The 18,144-nt window shown below is 58.4% G+C and carries 13 protein-coding genes and 1 pseudogene; 7 read left to right on the forward strand and 7 right to left on the reverse strand.

Annotation, left to right across the window (positions count from 1 at the left end; all coding sequences use genetic code 11):
• The first annotated feature begins 199 nt into the window (after positions 1 to 199).
• Together IPM54_38490 and IPM54_38495 are read left to right on the forward strand one after the other, a co-directional pair.
• Entirely contained in the window at positions 200 to 1,372 is a 1,173-nt protein-coding gene (locus IPM54_38490; protein MBK9265667.1) for a hypothetical protein, read from the forward strand.
• A gap of 24 nt (positions 1,373 to 1,396) precedes the next feature.
• On the forward strand, positions 1,397 to 2,140 hold the full coding sequence (locus tag IPM54_38495) for a ferritin-like domain-containing protein (protein MBK9265668.1): 744 nt from the start codon (positions 1,397 to 1,399) through the stop codon (positions 2,138 to 2,140).
• A 157-nt stretch (positions 2,141 to 2,297) separates the two neighbouring features.
• Here the strand turns inward: IPM54_38495 and IPM54_38500 are convergent.
• Positions 2,298 to 4,330: pseudogene (locus IPM54_38500) on the reverse strand (FHA domain-containing protein).
• A gap of 357 nt (positions 4,331 to 4,687) precedes the next feature.
• Complete coding sequence (locus IPM54_38505; GenBank protein ID MBK9265669.1) at positions 4,688 to 5,563, reverse strand: fibro-slime domain-containing protein; 876 nt, start codon at positions 5,561 to 5,563, stop codon at positions 4,688 to 4,690.
• A 185-nt stretch (positions 5,564 to 5,748) separates the two neighbouring features.
• Here IPM54_38505 and IPM54_38510 point away from each other — a divergent pair, with 185 nt between their 5' ends.
• From IPM54_38510 to IPM54_38520, 3 genes are all read left to right on the forward strand, one after another.
• Entirely contained in the window at positions 5,749 to 6,315 is a 567-nt protein-coding gene (locus tag IPM54_38510) for a hypothetical protein (protein ID MBK9265670.1), read from the forward strand.
• An 81-nt stretch (positions 6,316 to 6,396) separates the two neighbouring features.
• Positions 6,397 to 6,876, forward strand: a complete 480-nt coding sequence (locus tag IPM54_38515; protein ID MBK9265671.1) for a GreA/GreB family elongation factor — start codon at positions 6,397 to 6,399, stop codon at positions 6,874 to 6,876.
• Between the two features lie 422 nt (positions 6,877 to 7,298).
• Positions 7,299 to 9,509: a M3 family metallopeptidase gene (locus tag IPM54_38520; protein ID MBK9265672.1), complete on the forward strand. Its 2,211-nt coding sequence runs from the start codon at positions 7,299 to 7,301 to the stop codon at positions 9,507 to 9,509.
• Between the two features lie 9 nt (positions 9,510 to 9,518).
• Here IPM54_38520 and IPM54_38525 read toward each other — a convergent pair whose 3' ends face one another.
• The gene (locus tag IPM54_38525) at positions 9,519 to 10,772 is read right to left on the reverse strand and encodes a hypothetical protein (GenBank protein MBK9265673.1); all 1,254 of its coding nucleotides are present in this window, start codon (positions 10,770 to 10,772) and stop codon (positions 9,519 to 9,521) included.
• A 140-nt stretch (positions 10,773 to 10,912) separates the two neighbouring features.
• On the opposite strand from IPM54_38525, the gene IPM54_38530 reads away from it, so the two are divergent.
• Positions 10,913 to 12,430: a PAS domain S-box protein gene (locus tag IPM54_38530; protein ID MBK9265674.1), complete on the forward strand. Its 1,518-nt coding sequence runs from the start codon at positions 10,913 to 10,915 to the stop codon at positions 12,428 to 12,430.
• A gap of 75 nt (positions 12,431 to 12,505) precedes the next feature.
• Positions 12,506 to 14,254, forward strand: a complete 1,749-nt coding sequence (locus IPM54_38535; GenBank protein MBK9265675.1) for a histone deacetylase — start codon at positions 12,506 to 12,508, stop codon at positions 14,252 to 14,254.
• A 154-nt stretch (positions 14,255 to 14,408) separates the two neighbouring features.
• Here the strand turns inward: IPM54_38535 and phaZ are convergent, their stop codons facing one another.
• The 4 genes from phaZ to IPM54_38555 form a co-directional block, all read right to left on the reverse strand.
• On the reverse strand, positions 14,409 to 15,668 hold the full coding sequence (gene phaZ / locus IPM54_38540; protein MBK9265676.1) for a polyhydroxyalkanoate depolymerase: 1,260 nt from the start codon (positions 15,666 to 15,668) through the stop codon (positions 14,409 to 14,411).
• Positions 15,669 to 15,751: 83 nt separating this feature from the next.
• Entirely contained in the window at positions 15,752 to 16,327 is a 576-nt protein-coding gene (locus IPM54_38545) for a hypothetical protein (protein MBK9265677.1), read from the reverse strand.
• Entirely contained in the window at positions 16,324 to 17,337 is a 1,014-nt protein-coding gene (locus IPM54_38550; GenBank protein ID MBK9265678.1) for an AAA family ATPase, read from the reverse strand. The genes IPM54_38545 and IPM54_38550 overlap by 4 nt, the downstream gene beginning before the upstream one ends.
• A complete protein-coding gene (locus IPM54_38555; protein MBK9265679.1) occupies positions 17,331 to 18,143 on the reverse strand; it encodes an inositol phosphatase in 813 nt (270 codons plus the stop codon). Before IPM54_38555 ends, IPM54_38550 begins: the two co-directional genes overlap by 7 nt.
• Position 18,144 lies beyond the last annotated feature (1 nt).

Here is an 18,144-nt window from a genome sequence, read left to right on the forward strand (position 1 = left end):
GACGCGGAGCATGGGGAGTCTGGGCACACGGCGTAAGCCCAGGGCGGGCGGAAATCGCTCACAGCGGCACCCGACTGCTCGCTGCCCGGGGCATGTGAATCGAGTCGACTTTTTGCAAAGGGGCTCCTGCTCTGCCGAGTCGTGGCTCGGCCATGCCATTCATTTGGCAATGCGGGGAAGCTGAACAAGGAGGGACCTCGTGGCACTCGACATCAAACATGAAAAGGGAATTCCTCTGGATCGCCAGGAAGATTTCACGTGGCGCGACCTGGTGCGCGAGCCCATCAGCAAGTTGAACGACGACGCCTTCACGCGGTTGCGAATCATTCTGATGAACGGCATCGAAATGGAAGCGAATCGTTTCCAGCATTTCTTTGCCAGGCAAAATCGAGACTTGCGCCTGCACCTCGCCCGCGTGCGTCGGATCGAGGCCCATCAGCAAGTACTCGTCAACTGGCTCTTGCCCGCAGACCAATCACCCATCGAAACGACCATTGCGTACGAGCAAGTGGCCATCGAAGTGACGGCGAGTCTCGCGCTGCTCGAGCCCGATCCCTACATGGCGCAGATTCACCGCTTCGGACTGCTCGAAGACTTCGATCACCTCTACCGCTATTCGGCGCTGCTCGATAGGCTGGAAGGAAAAGACGCGAACTCGATTTTGCAATCGTACACGGATATTCTGCCGGGGCGACCGACGATGGTCGAACACCGGCACCCCGACGACGACGTGCGATTGCCGTACGATCGAACGAGCGCGGCTCCGATCACGAAGATCTCGGCGCTCACGATCGTGTCGGGGGAGCAGCAAACCCAGAATTATTACCAGAATATCGGGCCCTTCTTTGCCGACCCGATGGCCCGGCTGCTCTATGCCGAAATTGCGCATATCGAAGAGCAGCACGTCACGCAATACGAATCGATGCAAGATCCAACCGAAACGATGCTCGAAAAGTGGGTGCTCCACGAGCTCACCGAGGTTTGGAATTACTTGGGCTGCATGGAGCAGGAGACCAATTCTCGTATCAAGGCGATTTGGGAACGCGCGCTCGCGCACGAGCTCGGACACCTGCATTACGTGATGGATCTGTTTCAACGGATCGAAAACCGCGATCCGATGGAAATCGTTCCGGAATCGCTGCCCGAGCGAATCGGGTACATGAGCCACCGAGACTACGTGCGCAAGGTGCTGGCGGACGAAGTGGATCTCCGCGCCGTGGGACCTCGGTTCGTACCCGAGAGTCAGGTGCCGCCGAATTCGCCGTCGATTGCCTACCGGAATCAGCTCAATTCCGAAGGTTCGCCCAGCCAAACGGTCGCTGCCGGGTACCACTGGGTTCCCGGAACCGAAATGGCAAAGAAAGCTGCCTGAGCGGGGACAGAAAGGAGTTTCGACGTGAAAGAACCGACCGATATGGGCATGAATCGAACGGGCGCTGGAGTGAGCCCGATCGATTCGAAAGACATGGCAAAAGTAGCGGAAGAATGCACGGTGAGTCCGCCTGGCGACGAGAGCGAAATAGCCGAATTGCGCGTTTCGTACATCTCCACGTCGTCCGTCATGGGCACGATGCCTCCGCCCACGACCATCAAGGGTGTCGTTCGTACGGTCATCGAAGGATTGACGGCGAATCCTGCCGTATTTCTGGACAAACTCGGCGAACGGCTGGCATTCGAACGCACGGGCGCACGCCTCTACGAAGCGCTGCTTGCCAAGTACGACGCGCAGGGATCTTACGATGGAGGTCCGTCGCGTGAGCTGCTCGCGGAATTCCACAATGACGAGGTACGCCATTTCCACGTCATGAAGAGCGCTCTCGAGAGTTTGGGCGCAGATCCGACGGCGGTGACGCCATCGGCCAATATCGCGGGCGTGGAAGCGATGGGAATCATGCAGGTAATCACGGATCCGCGCGCGACGCTGGCGCAATCGCTGCACGCGATTCTCGTGGCGGAACTGGCGGACACGGAGGGTTGGGAGTTATTGATCGAGCTTGCCACGATGCTCGGTCACGACGCCATGGCGGACGATTTCCGCGATGCGATTCGCGCCGAAGAACGGCACTTGGCCTACGTTCGGCAATGGGTGGTGAATCATGCGATGAAGGATGCTGAGGGAATGGAGCAGAAGGCAGCGTAGCAAGCGTGGTAATGAGCGCTGCAAATGGTCCTTTTGGGGGGGTATGGGGGGCGTCCGCGCCTCGCCGCGGACCCCCCCATCGTAAACTAGCCTCGATTAGCGCGCGTCCCACGCGCGCTAATCGAGCGTGCAAGCCGTGTCCCGGCTCCGAAACACATCAACCGCCAGGGCTGAACATGATCGGGTAAACGACCGTCACGATGCCGCCTTCGGGTTGCGGGAACGACAAACCATAGAAGGCTCGCACGACGCACGAAACGACGCCGCCGTCCGGCATGTCCGATCCACCATTACCCACGTTCGACACGGCTCCGTCACGACCGATGACGAAACGCACCGAAACGCGACCCTGCAAGTTCGGATTGTTTCGCAATCCGTTTTCGTAGCACAATCGGAACCGACCGAAGTTTTGCCGAACGATACGCTGAATGACCTCGGGGGGCAAACGACCGCTCACGCTCGTTGCGCCCATGCGCACCTGCGGGGGCTTGGTCCTGTGCGACCCGGACAAACGTCCATGTCCCGAGCCAAACCCTTGGCCAGTGCCCGTGCCTGCGCCATGACCAATCGTACCGATCGAACCGAGGCCGATGCCTTCACCGCGACCGCCGCCACCTTCGCCAATACCGGACAAACCAAGGCCACCAGCGCCAAACGAATCACCGATGTTGTCGCCCCACATGTTGCCGCGAGCGCTCAATGGATCGTTGCCGAGCGAATCGTCGCGGCCCCACGGAGCGGTCGGAGCATTCGGATCACCACCGGCGCCCGCATTGAGCAGACCGATCATGCCGAATTCAGCGGCGTCACGAAGAGCAGCTTGGCGAGCAATGTGCGGGTCGGTATTGTCCTTGGGACCCTGCACGCCAAACTTATTTCCGCTCGCCTTGGTATTGGGATTCCCCATGGAACCCTCTTCACCCTTGGCGCGTGTGCCCGTGCCGCCTTCTTTGTTGTCCGCGTTGTTTTCCGCAGTCTCCTCCGGCGGCTTCTCCTCTTGCTCCTTTTCGGCTGCCGCATTGAGGTATTGCTGAATCATGAATTTCTGGTCGTCCGAAATGCCATCTTCACCCGTGGCTCCGAGCGGCGGCATGAAAAACGCCATTGCCGCCAAAAGTCCAAGGTGCACGGCCGCCGACAAACCATGGTACATGAACCCTTGCGCGTCGACGTTGAAGCGACCCGCGACCGCACGACCAGCATTGACCGTCGACACCTGAAAAATCAAACCATCGATGTCGATCTTCGCCTTGGAACCTGCGGGCAATGCAATTTGCATCGCGCCCGAAAGCTCGGCGCAAGGTTGCGTTTTCCCACTATCGATCGCTTGCTGCACGGTCATCTTCGGCTGCCCAGCAAGCTCGATCGAACCTTTTGCTCGAGGCAAAAGGACGACGGAAATCGAACCACCACGATCCGCGAGCACCACGGGAACCCGCGCTGCGCCAATTTTTCTTGCGGCACGTAATAGTCGCATTGCGACGTCTTGCTCTTCTCTTCGCCCACGTAATACGAACGCGGCGGAGTCAAGTGCGCGACGTGCAGGATCGTTTGATCCCAAAGAATCATCACTTCCACCGACGCCGTCGACGTCTCGACCTCTTCATTCGGGACGTCCGGGCCGCTCTTGACGAGCTGGTACGTGTACGAACCTTCCGGTGCGTCGTGCGGAACCTCGTCGTGCGCAGGCGCCTTCGGCTGAGCAAACGGGTTGTTCCCGCCAAACGGATCGGCACCGAACGCAGGCGTAGCGCTCGCCGCGCCAAACGGATTGGCTCCGGCAAACGGATTGGCCGGCGCGCCGAACGGATTGCCCGCAGCGGGAGCGGCAAACGGATTTCCCGCAGCAGGAGCGGCACCTGCAGCCACGGCAACCGGCTCGGCCTTTTCCAGCACCAGCTTCGTCCCGCCAATCTGAACCTGGTCATTCACGTGAATCTTGACCTTGTTCACCCGCGCGCCATTGACCAGCGTCCCAGGCTCGTTGCCCAAATCAATCAGCGTAATGTCCTCGAGCGAAGCAACTTCGATGACCGCATGCATACGCGACGCAAGCTCGTCGTCGACGCGCAAATGGCTCTTCGGATCTTTTCCAACCTTGACGATATCCTGGGTTACGGTTTCTCGACGCACCAATGCGTCATTCTGATAAAGCGCAAACGTCAATGCGACTTTTTGCTTGCCTTGCATGGTCCGCCAGCCTTTCTCGTGCCGTCCCGCGTCAACGCGGGGAAATGCCCCGCGAACATGTCGAAGGGCTCGTTGTCCAAAATTTTTCGAATCGATCGGCGAAAGCGTATTCGCCCTCGCCAAAACCTCGACCGAAGTGCCCATCTTCGCGGCATTTCGGAGAGGTCGTTTCCATGCGAGCCCAAGACAGCAACAAGGACCCAAGGTTCCCAGCTTTTGAGTGATCCAACGTCGGCGTTGATTTTGGTGGGGTGTCGCACCGCTCGCGATCAGGACAGATCCCGCTCGAGCGCAATGTGGGGCACGAAAAGCGCGGGGAGCTTGACGGCCGCCCCCGACGGTCGTCAAGAAGGAGCTTCAATTCGGCACGGGCGGCTCTGAAAAGCAGCCGATCGTCGTATCGATGCGGAAGTTCGATTCGCTCGTGTGCCGCTCGGCGAAGAAGAAGTCGAGCGAATACTTGTTGCCGGGCACGATCCCTAGTTCTGCAGCGCGGGCGTCGAGGTCCACGGAGCTGCTCTGAGCGCCGTGCACGCCACCGAGGTTGATGGCGAGCCTGCCATTGATGTACGTAAACAGATCGTCGTCTCCCGTGAACGTGAACACCTCACCGCCTTTGTACTCGAATTGCGTACGCATCTCGAGCGTGAAGTGATAATTGTGAATGTTCCCCTCGTTGCCAAAGCCTTGGTCATCAATCGGGAAAAACGCATTGCTGGCGAACGTGTATGTCCCATTGCCGGCATCCATCAGCGGAATTTCGATCGGTATCGCGATGTTGACGCCTGGAACGTCGTTGTACCATTGATCGAAGTTTTCTTTGCCGGTCGTCGTCGGCGTCGTCGGATTGCCGGCATAAACGGGTTTCGCATCCGGACCGAGCATCGATTGCACGATGCCCAAATCATTGCCGACCACGTACTCGAAATCAGGATGGCTCACGGCAAAGTCGCGCACGATTGCCTTGAGAATCGTATTGCAATTCGGGCCGCCTCCGCCCCCGCCCGCTCCGCCTACGCCCGCGGGGAAAATGACGCCCCCATCGCCACCTTGTCCCATGCCACCGACTTCCCCGCCTCCTTGATTGGCGCCGCCTTGTCCCGCACCACCTTGGCCGCTGCCGCTCGAGCTCGATGCGCTCGAACCTACCGTGGTGCTGGCGTCGGGCGAACATGCCAATGGCAAAGCCGTGATCAGCGCCGCAAAGCCTAAAAGACAAACGGGTCCGCGCATTACGTTCGATGATTTCATACAAGCGATGATGCGCGCCTCGAGCGTGCCGTGTCAAGCGACAAGAGCGTACGCGAGCACCGAACCTCAGCCGCGTGCATTCGTGCAGCTAGACATTGACTTTTGCCGACAGGCGTGGAGGATGAGCATGCGAGTCGCTCTCGCACCCATCGAGCTCGCAAACCGCCATGACCCAACTCCAATCCACCTTCATTACCCGCTTCATCTCGATCACGTTGATTGCATTGTCGCAGCTCGGAGCGCCGAGCTTGGCGCGCGCGGATCTTCCGCGTCCTCCGGGCTGGGAGCCGTCATGTTCGATTGAAAAAGAACAGAAAAGCGGCGCGCTCTGCAAACAATGCCGGGGCTACCAGAATCCGGACCCCTGTCAAGAAGCTCTGCAAAAAGACGGGTACACTCGGCGCTGCGAGGAAGGCGGCGCGGGTAGCTACGTCGCCGTTTGGTGCAAAGGACCTGCTCCATCGAATTCGAGCGCTGCGCCGCCTTCGTCCGCAGCACCTTCGGCGACATCACCCGAGCCGACCCCCTCCTCGACCGCCGCATCTGCGATTCCCGCCGTATCTGCAACACCTACGCCGCCTCCAGTGGGCCCAACACCCGACAATCGTCGCGGGAGCGGCATGTGCAGCATTCACGCAATCGATCACGCGCCCGATGCAAACATGCTTGCACTCTTGGCCGCTGGCATTGGCATAATACTCGTGCGCCGTCGTTCATACCGCAATCACGGATGACGTCGGCTCGATGCACAGCTTGCCCGTCTGATTTCAGCCGCTTGCGTTCGATCCGCAATTTGCCACGATGACGAAAGCACCATGGACAAACGAGCTCTCCTCGATGCACTCCGCTCACGTCTCGAAGAAGAACGAGCTGCGATGGCGCGGATTGCGCTCGAAGCGGCTGCCGCGGTGACGCACGAAGACAACAAGCCCGAAAACGACAAGGACATGCGTTCGACGGAGGCGTCCTACCTCGCTCGAGGGCAAGCCGAACGAGCTCGGGAGCTCGAACGATCCCTTGCGTTGCTCAGCTCCATTCCGGTTCGAACGTTTTCCTCGGGCGACAAGATCGCTGCCACGGCGCTCGTGGAGTTATCACAAGGCACATCGAAGCTCGTTTGCTTCATTTTGCCCGTTGCCGGCGGGCAACGCATTCGCGCGGGTGAAACGGACGTGCAGGTGGTCACTCCGACGAGCCCCCTGGGAAAAGCATTGATGGGTTTATCGGAAGGGGACGACGCGGAAGTGAGCACGCCGCAGGGAACCAAAGTGTATGAGATAACAAACGTACGCTAGGATCGCAGTCGACGAGCCCAGTTTTTCGTAAGCCAACCCTAAAACGAGGCATCGGGCGAGGGCATGCGTTTAGCCTCGACCCTACCCGCAAGGCATTGCGCGAGGGGATGCGTTTAGCCTCGACCCTTGCCGACAGGCATCGCGCGAGGGGGTGTGCATAGCCCCGAGGCTAGAACGAGGCCTCGGGCGAGGGCATCAAGATAGCCTCGACCTTGCCGACAGGCATCGCGCGAGGGGATGCGTTTAGCCTCGACCCTTGCCGACAGGCTTGGCGCGAGGGCATGCGTTTAGCCTCGACCCTTGCCGACAGGCTTGGCGGCTAATTCCCGATATGCCTGACGTCCAAGTTCGTCACAACAGGTGGCGCGCGTCGTCCAATTGCGGTATGGCACGTTCGAGTCACACGAGAGGAGTCTTCGCCGATGCGTAACCATGTTTTGTTTTTCGGAGCCACTGCCCTTGCCGGCGCGTCCGCGTGCGCGTCGGCCCCTGAACCTGCGCCCTCTGCGAATGCACTTCCCGTTGTATCCGCCACCGCGACGACCACTGCAATGACCTCGGCTCCTGCACCTGAAACGACCAATCCTTTGCTCGAGAAATGGACCGGGCCGTTTGGCGGTGTTCCGCCGTTTGCCAAGGTCAAGGTCGAGTTGTTCCAACCTGCGATCCTTGCGGCGATGGACGAACAACGTCGAGAGATCGACGCGCTTGCGAAAAATCCGGCATCGCCCACGTTCGACAACACGATTGCGGCCATGGAAGACATGGGCCGAACGTTCGATCGGGTCATGGTGCTGTACGGCATTTGGGCGTCGACGATGAATGGCCCGGAATTTCAGGCGGTCGAGCGAGAAATGGCGCCGAAGCTCGCGGCATTTTCGGACGAAATCACGCAGAACGAGGCGCTCTTCAAGCGGATCGAAGGCGTCTACAATTCTCCTGAAAAGGCCAAGCTCACGGCCGAGCAGCAAAGGCTCACCTGGCGCCATTATACGTATTTCGTGCGTTCCGGCGCGAAATTGGATGCAGCGGCGAAAAAACGCGTCGGGGAAATCAACCAGCGCCTCGCATCGCTCTACACGAACTTCAGCCAAAACGTGCTCGCGGACGAAGAAAACTACACGGTGGTCATCGAGAAAGAATCGGACCTCGATGGTTTGCCCGAATCGGTGCGTTCCGCAGCGGCTGCGGCGGCAAAAGCCAAAGGAATGGAAGGCAAGTGGGTCATTACGAATACGAGGTCGTCGGTCGAACCATTCCTCACGTATTCGGCGCGCGATGAACTACGCGAAAAGGTGTGGAAAAACTTCGTCAGTCGCGGTGACAATGGCGATGCGCGTGACAACAAGAAGATCATTTCGGAGATACTAAAACTCCGGGCGGAACGAGCAAAGCTGCTCGGATACGAAACGCATGCGCATTGGCGTTTGGAAAATGCCATGGCGAAGACGCCCGATCGAGCGATGGCGCTTTTGGAAGAAGTTTGGCCGGCGGCGGTGGCGCGGGTGCGTGAAGAGGTCGCGGACATGACGGCGATCGCGAAAAAGGCGGGCGTCAAGCGCAAGGTCGAGCCGTGGGATTATCGGTTTTACGCGGAAAAGGTGCGCAAGGCCAAGTACGACCTCGACGAGAACGAGGTAAAACCTTACTTGCAGTTGGAAAAACTCCGCGAAGGGATGTTTTGGGTCGCGGGAGAGCTTTTCGGATTCAGCTTCACGCCGGTCACGAACGTGGAAGTGTATCATCCCGACGTGCGCGTTTGGGAGGTCAAGAACAAGTCGACCGGCAAACACGTGGGGCTGTGGTATTTCGATCCGTATGCACGCAAGGGGAAGCGCTCTGGAGCGTGGATGAATGCGTATCGAAGCCAGGAGCGATTCAAGGGCGAGGTGACGACGATCGTCAGCAACAATTCCAATTTCGTGAAGGGCAAGGAGGGCGAGCCTATCCTGATTAGCTGGACGGATGCGCAAACGTTGTTCCACGAATTTGGTCATGCGCTGCATGGTTTGAGCTCGAACGTCACGTACCCGACGCTTTCGGGCACGCACGTCGCGCGGGACTATGTCGAGTTTCCGTCGCAATTGCTCGAACATTGGCTTTCGACGCCGGAGCTGCTCGAAAAGTTTGCGGTCCATTACCAGACGGGCAAACCGCTACCGAAGGAGCTCGCCGCAAAAATCGAAAAGGCGTCGACGTTCAATCAGGGGTTTGGCACGGTGGAATATTTGAGCAGCGCGCTCATCGACATGAAGCTGCACCTCGCGGGCGCCAAGGACATCGACGCGGGGGCATTCGAGCGGGACACGTTGAAGGCGCTCGGTATGCCTGCGGAAATCGTGATGCGTCATCGCACGCCGCAGTTCAGCCACGTCTTTGCGGGCGATGGGTATTCGGCCGGATACTACAGCTATCTATGGTCGGATACGCTGACGGCGGATGCGTACAATGCGTTTACGGAGGCGAAAGGTCCGTACGACGCGGCCGTTGCCGAGCGACTGCGGAAGCACGTGTTTTCCGTGGGAGATACGATTGACCCGGCCGAAGGGTATCGGGCATTTCGAGGCAAGGATGCGGGAACGGAGGCGCTCATGAAGAAGCGTGGATTTGCGACGAAAGCAAAGAAGAAATAACTCCCCCTCTCACGGCCCGATATGCTCCACGGGCCCATCGTTCACGATGTCGCCAAGCCACGCCGATAGTTTCTTGCCCTGTACGGCGGTCGAGTAAAACCCTGGGCCAAGCAGGTACGTATGCGTCGTGCTATCGACGAAATACGTTCCCCATTGGCCTGAGGTGCCCATGTGGTTGTCCCTCAAGTCCATGAGCCCCGCGGCATAGACGTTGCCATCGACCGATGACGCGATACCGTCGATGTTTTGGCAGTCGTTTTTGCCATAGCCAAAAAAGAGCGAAATGACGGCGTCACGTGTCGACGAAATGAGGCCGAGGCGCGCATTGGGGTACTTCTTGCCGACGTAATCCACGTAATGCACGATGCCGCCGCCATCGGGCCCTGCGCATTCGGGGCAATCCGCGGGCAAAGTATTATTCAGGTTCCACAACGAACGCCAGCGGCTTTGCAGGCAAGGTGCGATGTATGCATCCGACATGGGCGGCCCGGAGTCATCCACGAGAATGACGGGCGTGGGGCAAAAAGCCTCCGCCACGCGAACGTAATTGTATGCTGCGCCAAACCCGCCGGCGCTGATTCCCGTCAGCAGTACCTTGGAGAGCCCCGGGAATGTCGGAATGATTCGCTTCAAGTAGAGATAGATATTGGCATACCCGACGAAATCCTGGTCTTTGGGCGACAAGGCCCCGGGGATGTCGACGTTCGTCGCATTGCCCGCATGAATGTCACCGGAACAATAGGGCACGTAGACCATGTTCCAATCTTTGACGGGGTTTTCATCGTTATTTGCATTGAAGATCCCTGCTGCTCCCGACGTGTTTTCCCACCCAGCAAATGCGACCGCGCCGAACGACGCCGGATTGATGCCGCACGTCGTACCATTGAAGCATGCGCCGCCGCCTTCGAGGTAAATGACGAGCTTGTCGGAATCGGTTTGCGGACGAATGCCGAATCCCGCGGGCGATCCATTACGACACTTGGCGCCGTCGACTTCGATCCACGTCCACTTTCCGGGCGGCGCATCGATTGGTTTGATTGCCGGCCCATCGAATGGGCCCTCGGGACTGCAAACGACGCCGCCGCCGCCTTCGCCCCCAGCACCTGCCGCGCCGCCAGCGCCACCCGATCCACCCGCCCCCGACGAGGTTCCACCGGCAAAACCGCCGGTCACCGTGGGAGTTGAAGTGTCGCCACCGCACCCAGCAAGCGCAGCTACTGCGCCGACCGCCAAAGCCAACCCAATGATGTCGAGATGTTGCATGGTTCGAGAATATTCAGATTCTCCAAGAGAGCAAGCTTCATATGCATTGACCTCGCCCAACGTTGTGGTACTGTCATCATTCTGGCGGTTTCTCGCTTGCATCCTACAGCAACCAGCGTCCGCAAGAGACCATACGAAGTATGCCTGCACAATCAATTGATACATTCGCATCCTTTTGGACCTCCTGCCCCGACGCCGCTTGTATTCTCGGCACGGACGGGCGAATCATGGCTACGAACCGAGCATTCTCCGATCTTCTTGGGGATCTCGTCGGAGTGCCATTTTCGGATCACGCTTCATTGGAAAACCGTGCTGGTGTGCAGGCGAAATTGGGCGCCCTGCTCGCTGGCGAATCGTCGATTTCATTTTATTCTGCGTGCACGCGTCCATCGGGAGAAAACATGCTCCTTGCGTGGCGAGCGTGGCGTACGAATCGGGAGGCTGCGCCTTTCGTTGCGGTTGCCTCGAGCGCTGAATTCTTGCGTGAAGGCGAGATTCGAATGGAGGAGGTGCTGCGCGCGCACCAAATCATTGATACGTCCCCGACCTTCGTCGTGGCGATCGATGCGAACGGGGCGACGGTCTTCATGAATTCGACGATGCTCGCGGCGATCGGGTACGCGCGTGACGAAGTCGTCAGTAAAAACTACCTCGAAACGTTCGTACCTGCACGTGAACATGCACTGCTTGGTTCAATCTTTCAGCGGCTGAATTCTGCGGACAAGACGACGCTCAACGAAAACCACGTCATCAAGCGGGATGGCACGGAGATGCTCGTCGAATGGCACGGACGCCCCATATTCGACCACCACGGCAGACTCCAATACTTCTATGGCGTCGGTATCGACGTCACCGAGCAGCGCCGGACGCAAAATGCTCTGCTCAAATCACAACAGCGTCTTGCATTGCATTTCAAGCAATCGCCTCTCGGGATGATCGAATGGGATCGTGAATTCCGCGTCGTGGATTGGAATCCTGCAGCCGAACGGATATTTGGCTATGGGCGTGAAGAAGCGATGGGGAAATATGCCCAGGAGCTCATCGTGCCCGAAGCCGTGCGACCGTACGTAGCTGATGTCTGGCAACAATTGCTCGATTCGCGCGGCGCGGTCAATGCTCACAATGAAAACGTCACGAAAGATGGGCGGACAATCATATGCGAGTGGTCCAATACGACGCTCGTGGATGCGAGTGGCGAGGTAATGGGCGTCGCGTCGCTCGTCAATGACGTGACCGATCGCAAAAAGGCCGAAGAGGACCTGCGTGAACGCGAACGAGCGCAGGCTCAAACCATCGAGCAGTTGTCCGTACCCATCATCGATCTATGGGAAGGCATCATTGCAGTGCCGATCGTGGGCACGATCGACGAATCACGAGCCGTACGCATGACGGAGAGCTTGCTCGAGGCCGTCGTTAAAAACAGCACGAAGTACGCGATTTTGGACTTGACGGGCGCCACTGCAATGGATGGATCCATCGCCAACCACCTTGGTGACATGATTCGAGCTGCGCGCCTCGTGGGCAGTGAATGCCTCGTCTCGGGCCTCGGCCCGGCGCTCGCGCGAACGCTCGTCGAGCTCGACGTGCCGCTGTCGGTCAAAACGTTTGGCTCGCTTCGAGCCGCTTTGCGGCATGCGATGCGCGTGATGCGCACGTAAAACGACGTCCGATTTCACTCCTGCGATGTTTTTGGGCTTTGCACGACCACGCCGGGTCGTGCATGCTTCGCTATCATGACGCCGCGGTTCATCAATCGACTGCTTCGCCAATGGTTCCGGCGTGATTTGACCGTTTGGTACGATCCGGCTTATCGTTTGCCGCTCGCGGGCCTCGATGGTGTCGTGGGAATGGAGCCACGGCGCGCTGATTTCGTTGCATGGTACCTCGTCGACAAACAGGTCGTCCCGGCCGAAGCCATTCGCACACCAGAACCGATTTCATACAATGATCTCGGCCGCGTGCACGACGCCTCGTGGCTCGAATCCCTCAGCACCCCAATCGTGTTGGCGCGCGTTTTTGCAGCCGCGCCGGAGGAGATTCGTGTCGACCCATTGCTTCAAACCGTGCGATTGGCCTGCGGCGGTACGCTTTCGGCAGCGAGGTGGGCCCTGCAGCACCAAAAAGCCACGCTGAATTTGCTCGGCGGATTTCACCACGCGGGTCGAGCATCCGGAGGAGGGTTTTGCGCGGTAAACGACATGGTCGTCGCCCTTGCCGCGCTCCGAGCGGAAGGTTTTACGGGACACACGGCGTTCATCGACCTCGACGCCCACCCGCCAGATGGCACTTCCGATTGCGTGGGTAACGACGCGAATGTTTGGATCGGTTCCATTTCCGGGTGCGATTGGGGGCCGCTCGACAATGTGGACGAGACGATTTTGGCGGAAGGCGCCGGAGACGAGCAATACTTGGATGCGCTCGATGGGATGCTATCGCGTATGCCGAGGACCGATCTTGCATTCGTGATTGCGGGCGGCGACGTGCTCGCGAACGATCGCCTTGGAAAGCTTGGTCTTTCGCTCGATGGGGTGCGCCGGCGAGACATGCGCGTGATGGATCGATTGCGGGGAATTCCCAGTGTATGGATACCTGGGGGCGGGTATCATGAAAATGCTTGGCGAGTATTGGCCGGCACTGCCATTGCACTTTCGCTTCATACGCGGCAGGCGATTTCGCCGAAGTACGATCCCTTGTCGCGCCGATACGCCGCAATCGCAGCGGGATTGGCTCCCAAAGATCTCGGAAATGACGACGACTCCTCGAGCTCGGACATTCTCGAAGCGTTGGGGCTTGGCCCTTCCCGCAAACCACGGGCGCTCGGGTATTACACGGCCGAGGGCATCGAATATGCGCTCGATCGGTATGGCATCTTTTTTCAATTGCGGCGCCTTGGTTACGACCCATTGCAAGTGGAGGTCGACTCGACCGGCGCGGGCGATCGCATGCGCGTCTACGGTCAATCGGCGGGGAAAAAGCACTTGCTCATTGAAAATGTGGTAGAAAAGAAGCGGATTGCGGACCACGACGTGCTCTACATCCACTGGCTGACGCTGCGGCATCCGCTGGCGCAATTCACAGAAAAACGGCCGCAACTGCCTGGGCAAGAGGTACCGGGCTTGGGCATGGCGCGAGAAATGAGCGAGATTGAATTGCGCATCGCCATGCGCCTCGGATTCGCTGGAATCGCGTTTCGACCGAGCTGGTATCACATGGCCTATGCAGCCCGCTCGCGATTTCAATTCGTAGATCCGCGACGTCAGGGGCGATTTTTGGCGATGCTGCGAGATTTGGGGCATTGCCCGCTGCTCGAAGTGACGCTCGCGTGCGCAGACGGGCGGGTGCGCATGAACGGTGAGAGGTACAGTTGGGAAGCCGATGAAATGGTGTATCTATTGGATACGCCGATTGCTGAAAGTGCGATTGCGACCGAAGAGGCGAATCGGGTGAGGTTTACGATCGAATCCGCCACCGCGGCGACTTGAATTTGAGCGCTCAGTCTCGGCCCACATTTGAATTGAGCGCTCGGTCTCGGCCCACATTTTTTCGGCGTCGGCGGGACCCCGAACTCGCCCGCTTCGCGGGCTCAAACAACGGGGCCCCCCCGCCAACACCGAAAAAATCCGGGCCGAGACCTTCCTACACTATGGGCATCGAGTGATTGCGAATGAATTCGCGCAAAATCGGGTAGGTATTTTCTCGCCATCGATGTCCGGAGAAGATCCCGTAATGACCGGCGCCTTTCACAAACAGGTGTCGTCGGTTTTCCTGCGGAACGCTCGAGCAAAGCGCGTGGGCCGCTTCGGTCTGTCCCAGACCCGAAATATCGTCCTTTTCGCCTTCGACCGTGAAGATGGCCGTGTCGGTAATCGCCGACGGACGAACGCGCACGCCACGCACGTCCCACGTGCCTTTGGCCAACGCAAATTCTTGAAATACCACGCGCACCGTTTCGAGGTAATATTCGGCGTCCATGTCGAGGACCGAATTGTATTCGTCGTAAAATTGCTCGTGCGTGGCTCGCGCCGCGGCGCCAGATTCGCCTTTGTGCGAATCCACCCAGTATTTAAAATAGGACTTGAAATGGTTTTTCGGGTTCATCATCACGAACGCCGTGAGCTGGAAAAAACCCGGGTAAACCCGCCGTCCCTTGCCCGCATAGGGCCCGGGCACTTTGTGAATCATGTTTTTCTCGAACCAACCCAAAGGATGTTCGGTCGCGAGCGTGTTCACTTCGGTGGGGCTCTTGCGCGCATCGATGGGCCCGCCCATGAGCGTGAGCGTGCGTGGCGTCTTTTCCCCGGCCTGCGCAAGCAATGATACCGCACCGAGCACTGGAACCGTCGGCTGACAAACGGCCATGACGTGCAGCGATTCTGCACCAAGCAGCCGAATACAGCGCATGACGGTGTGCACGTAATCATCGAGGTGGAAAACACCTTCGATAACCGGAACGTCTCGCGCATCCGCCCATTCGGTCACGTACACGTCGTGATCCTGGAGCAGCGTGCGCACGGTATCGCGCAAAAGCGTGGCGTGATGACCGGAGAGCGGGGCGACAATCAAGACTCGAGGGTCCTTGCGGAGCTGCATTGCAACGTCCGCGTCGTGCGTGCGCCTCGTGAAATGCACGAGCTTGCAAAATGGCTCGGACAGGACGGCTTCTTCGGCAACCGAAACGGTCATTCCATGCGACACGACCTCGTGAATACCCCACGCAGGTTTGTCATAGCGCTTGGTCATGCGATGAAAAAGCGCCTGGCTCGCCGCAAGCGCTCGCACGTTCGGGAGCACTCGAAATGGGTTCTTGGGGTGCACGAGCGCTCGCGAGGACCCCGCCGCAAGCTCGGACCATGGCTCGACCATCCGTCGCTGCAATTCGTGCAGATGGTAAACCATGGGGGGTTGAAGGAATTGAGCGGCGCGGGAAAGAAAGGGCGGTCGGCGCATGGGCACAATGGTACCCTCTTTTCACGTCGAAATCAATGTGCTGCTTCAATCGATGACAACCGCCGGACCTTCACACGCGAGCCAACTTGATGATTCCACTCGCTCAGCGACAAGATGAGGCACTCATCGACATATGGGCAAGCTCGAGGCCACGCATGTCCCTCGGGGCCAGGCAAGCCGAGACACCGCTTCAACTCATCCCCGGCAGCCCGGAAGTACCGTGCTCGCTTCTCCAGCTTGAATTGTTCACAAGCGAATAGCACCAAGTAAATGATTCTGGTCCCTTGGGGAAGCTGATTCTGAAGCAATAGGTAGAGGAAACTATCTTTTGCCTTGGGAGCCAGGTTGTTTCGAATGAGATCTTTGCTTCTGAATTTTTCAATCAATGTGGCCGGATCGCTCTGCACATTGGGGTTGTCCGGATCCTTGATTTCGACCAGCCACAATTCCCTTTGATTCGGCCAATGAAATACGAAGTCGACCCTTTTCCATGCGGCGATCTTGTGCAGTTCACCATCGAAACGACATGCTTCGGGCACGCCGGACACCTCCAGCTCGAGGTCCCCCGTGTCCTCGTCTCGCCACCACTTTTCCGCTGTGGAATTCACTGCGCTTTCCCTAGCACGCGCTGGATCTCTTCGTCGTACAAGCGGAGATTTTCCTGATCGATTGGATTATGCGACAGTGCGGCGGCACGCGCCGCAACTTCCACCGCAATGCGATCATTTTCACGGTATAGCGCAAAGAATCGCGTTTCCCCGACACGCTGTTGCAGGTCGAGCTCGCTTAGCACGAAGTCACTGTGCGTCGCAATGAAGATCTGTACTCCGATTTCTCGCGACAAGTGGAGTAGCAGCTCGACGAGGTCCTTCATGGCCGAAGGATTGATATTCGCCTCAGGTTCGTCCCAAAAGAGAAGTGCGCTCTGACGCAAGGTGTCGTTCTCAATCAATTGAAGGAGTAACGCAAATTTTCTGAGCCCCTCGGCCAACAAGGTGAACTCGAGCTTGCCCTGAGCATTCCGCAAATAAAAGTTTTCATTCTCGATCGTAACTTGGCCGCTGATCACTCGTTCCAATTTGGCTTTGAGGTCTCTACGCTCCTGACTTGGCGCCCCCTTGCTCACCGGAGAAAATGCACGAACCAAGATATCACGATACGTTTCGTCGAAATGAACCTCTTTCTGATCGTACAACGAGCGAAATCCAGGAGCATGTGCCAGCATGTCCTTGGGAGGTACAAATACCGGAGCCCCATCGGACTGCGTAGGCTCCGGCCAGTCACTCTTGAATTCGGAAAAGCGATCTTTCGACTGATTGCTGCTAAAACGAAATGATAACTCCTTGCCATCCTTGACAACCAGCACGCGTGCCGAATGCCCTCCTTGCGCCCGCCGCACGAGCCGGCCCAAATGTTTTGGCTCGGGGAGAAAAACGCGCAGCAGCTTTTGAGCGACATCATTACCAAAGCGATGGGCTTCGGCAACTGCATACAGCAATTTCAACAAATGTGTTTTCCCGGTACCGTTTGCACCAACGAAAACATTCACTCCCGCCGCAAAGTCCAATTGCAGCTCATGAAATGCTGTAAAATTCTCAATCTCCAGCCGATTCAACATCGCGCCCCTCCCCCACCCCTCAGTACCCCCATCACCTGCTCATGGAGCTTCGCATTGGCAACCACGCAATTCCCCGAATGCACCGTCACCTTACCTTCGAAATCGGTAAACCGCCCACCCGCTTCCTCGACGAGCACCGGATACGGCCCGAGATCCCAGCTCTGCACCCCCGCCTCGACCCACACATCCGCCCTACCCGTCAAAACCATGGCACAACCGGCCAAATCGCCATAACAACGCGTCTGCGCACAGGAAAGCGTGAGCTTCGTGATTCGCTCTCCAATCGGCGGCGAAAACAATGCGCGAGGTTCGCCCAGGAACAACGTTGCCTCGGCAAAGTCGGCCATTCCCGATACCAAAAGCCGCGTCGGAGCCTCTTCGCCAATCTGGCGATACGCCCCCTTGCCTCGAGCTGCCCAATACACTTCACCAAGCACCGGCATCGCCATCGCACCCGCAACGATGACCCCGCGATGCTCGAGCGCCACGAGCGGCCCCCAAAAATACCCTCCCCGCGTGAAACCGCGCGTGCCGTCGATGGGATCGACAATCCAGCGCGTCTCGGCATCACCCGCATGCTCGCCGGTTTCTTCACCAAGGAGCGCGTGGTGCGGAAAGTTTGTCCGAATGATACCAAAGATCGCAGCCTCGGCTTCACGGTCTGCCTGCGTCACGGGCGATCGATCGGATTTCGTTTCGACACGCACGCCTTGACGAAAATGCACGAGACTTGCCGACGCCGCCGCTACGACGGCAGCTTTCGCCGTCGCCATTGCAAGGTCGATATCGAGCTCGTTGGATGACATG

The sequence above is a fragment of the Polyangiaceae bacterium genome, assembly GCA_016715885.1.
Taxonomy (GTDB): Bacteria; Myxococcota_A; Polyangia; order Polyangiales; family Polyangiaceae; genus Polyangium.

Bases quoted from the DNA above. Each gene is read 5' to 3' on its own strand.
- IPM54_38525 (MBK9265673.1), bottom strand. From the start codon at position 10,772: ATGCAACATCTCGACATCATTGGGTTGGCTTTGGCGGTCGGCGCAGTA.
- IPM54_38505 (MBK9265669.1), bottom strand. From the start codon at position 5,563: ATGCGCGGACCCGTTTGTCTTTTAGGCTTTGCGGCGCTGATCACGGCT.
- IPM54_38535 (MBK9265675.1), top strand. From the start codon at position 12,506: ATGACGCCGCGGTTCATCAATCGACTGCTTCGCCAATGGTTCCGGCGT.
- IPM54_38550 (MBK9265678.1), bottom strand. From the start codon at position 17,337: ATGTTGAATCGGCTGGAGATTGAGAATTTTACAGCATTTCATGAGCTG.
- IPM54_38515 (MBK9265671.1), top strand. From the start codon at position 6,397: ATGGACAAACGAGCTCTCCTCGATGCACTCCGCTCACGTCTCGAAGAA.
- IPM54_38555 (MBK9265679.1), bottom strand. From the start codon at position 18,143: ATGTCATCCAACGAGCTCGATATCGACCTTGCAATGGCGACGGCGAAA.
- IPM54_38530 (MBK9265674.1), top strand. From the start codon at position 10,913: ATGCCTGCACAATCAATTGATACATTCGCATCCTTTTGGACCTCCTGC.
- phaZ (MBK9265676.1), bottom strand. From the start codon at position 15,668: ATGGTTTACCATCTGCACGAATTGCAGCGACGGATGGTCGAGCCATGG.
- IPM54_38520 (MBK9265672.1), top strand. From the start codon at position 7,299: ATGCGTAACCATGTTTTGTTTTTCGGAGCCACTGCCCTTGCCGGCGCG.
- IPM54_38510 (MBK9265670.1), top strand. From the start codon at position 5,749: ATGACCCAACTCCAATCCACCTTCATTACCCGCTTCATCTCGATCACG.